Here is a 1,940-nt window from a genome sequence, read left to right as displayed (position 1 = left end):
TCCACGTCGCCGCCGGCACCCGCGGCCGCCACTGCGGCGCAGCCGCCCGTCGCGACCGCGCCTCCGAGCGGCGAGCCTGGCGGCGCCGACTGATTCAGGCGTTGCTACACAAGCTGAATGCGGCCGATTTCGCTTCACGAACCATTCGCGAATCCGGTGAGAAGGTGGCGCCCGTCGAGAGCGCGGTGCTTGTGCATCGGCTCCGCCACCCAGGAGCAATCAGCATGAACACTCTCAAATCCGCCTTGTGTCTTTCCGTCCTCGCCATCGCCACGGCCGCCGCGCCGCTGGCCGATGCGCAGCGTCACTACGGTCCCGAGGACGCCGGCCGCCGCTTCAGCGACGGCACCCGCGTGCACTGCAAGAAGGTCGCGGTGCGCAAGAACAGCACCGATCCCGACCGCATCGGCGGCACCCTGGCGGGTGCGGCGATCGGCGGCCTGCTCGGCAACCAGATCGGCAAGGGCGATGGCCGCAAGCTGGCCACCGTCGGTGGCGCGGTCGCCGGCGGTGCGACCGGCCGCTACATCCAGGGCCAGCGTCAGCAGGCCAATGGCAATCGCGTGGTCGAGACCGTCTGCAAGCGTTATTGAGTCGCGCGACCGCATCGTGTCGGTCGGTGCCTGACGCCGACCCGGCAACCTGATGCAGCACGCCCCGGCGGAGGCCTCCGCCGGGGCGTTTTTTTTGGGTGCCGGTTGCGACGTTGCGCGATTCGGCGCCGCGGCGGCTCAATCGGCGAGCAGATCGCGCAGCGCCGCGTCCAACTGCGGATACCGGAACACATAACCCTCGCGTTGCGCACGTGTCGGCAGCACGCGCTGGCTGCCCAGCAACAGTTCCGCCATCTCGCCGAAGCCCAGGCGCAGCGCCGCCGCCGGCATCGGCAGCAGCGCCGGACGATGCAGGGTGGCGGCCAGTTGCTGCGCGAACGCGGCATTGGTCGCCGGCGCCGGTGCGGTGGCGTCGTAGGCGCCTTCGCCGCCTTGCTGCAGCAGCCACAGCAGCAACCCGACCTGATCGTCACGGTGGATCCAGCTCATCCACTGGCGGCCATCGCCCATGCGCCCGCCCATGCCGAAGCGGAACGGCAGCAGCATCCGCGCCAGCGCGCCGCCGTCGCGGCCCAGCACCACGCCGGTGCGGACCAGGCTGGTGCGCACGCCCAGGTCCTGCGCGCGTAACGCTTCGGCTTCCCAGTCGCGGCAGAGCTGGGCGGCAAAGTCGTCGCCCGGCGTGCTGGTTTCGTCCAGGACCTCGTCGCCGCGGTCGCCGTAGTAGCCGATCGCCGAGCCGGAGATCAGGCAGCCCGGGCGCTGCGCAGCGTCGAGTCCGCTCATCCAGTCGAGCAGGGCGCGGGTGGTGCCGATGCGCGAGGTGCGGAAGCGACGCTTGCGGGTAGCGCTCCAGCGGCCTTCGGTCAGCGGTTCGCCGGCGAGATTGATTACGGCATCGGCCGGTGCGGCGCGCTGCAGATCGTCCAGCACCTGCACCGCCGGCAACAGGCGCGCGGCGCGTGCGGGGTCGCGGGTCAGCACGCTGACCCGGTGCCCGGCGTCGAGCAGGGCCGGGCACAGCGCGCGGCCGATGAATCCGGTGCCTCCGGTAACGAGCACGTGCATGCAGGGGATCGCTTGCGCCAAGGGAGCCGCAGTGTAGGTGCGCCGGGCATGGCGGAAGAGTGAACGCCGGGGGTGTCGGTGCCGCGGCGGTGGGTTTCGCGATGCCTGCACGGGCGAGGCGGCACGCTGCGCGGGCGCCGCCGCCACGTGGCCAACGGAAGCTCCTGTTCGCGATGTCCGCTCCATGATCCGACCATCGAGGCTCGCTTGCCCGCCGTGGCTTCGCCGCGGCGTCGGTCTGCTGCTGGCCGCGCTGCTGGCCAGTGCCGCGGCCACGGCCGCGCCAGCGCCGGCCGACCAGGCCAGCGCGGCTTGCCT

General features: G+C 71.9%; 2 protein-coding genes. One reads left to right on the top strand and one right to left on the bottom strand.

Features of this window, described 5'->3' with window-relative positions:
* Window positions 1-224: 224 nt before the first annotated feature.
* The gene (locus D183_RS0104325; protein WP_026144184.1) at window positions 225-593 is read left to right on the top strand and encodes a glycine zipper 2TM domain-containing protein; all 369 of its coding nucleotides are present in this window, start codon (window positions 225-227) and stop codon (window positions 591-593) included.
* Between the two features lie 138 nt (window positions 594-731).
* Here the strand turns inward: D183_RS0104325 and D183_RS0104320 are convergent, their stop codons facing one another.
* Window positions 732-1,622, bottom strand: a complete 891-nt coding sequence (locus tag D183_RS0104320; RefSeq protein WP_017907912.1) for a TIGR01777 family oxidoreductase — start codon at window positions 1,620-1,622, stop codon at window positions 732-734.
* Window positions 1,623-1,940 lie beyond the last annotated feature (318 nt).

It is taken from the genome of Xanthomonas sp. SHU 199 (assembly GCF_000364665.1).
In the GTDB taxonomy this organism is placed as follows: Bacteria; Pseudomonadota; Gammaproteobacteria; order Xanthomonadales; family Xanthomonadaceae; genus Xanthomonas_A; species Xanthomonas_A sontii.
This window is presented reverse-complemented; position numbering and strand designations above follow the sequence as displayed.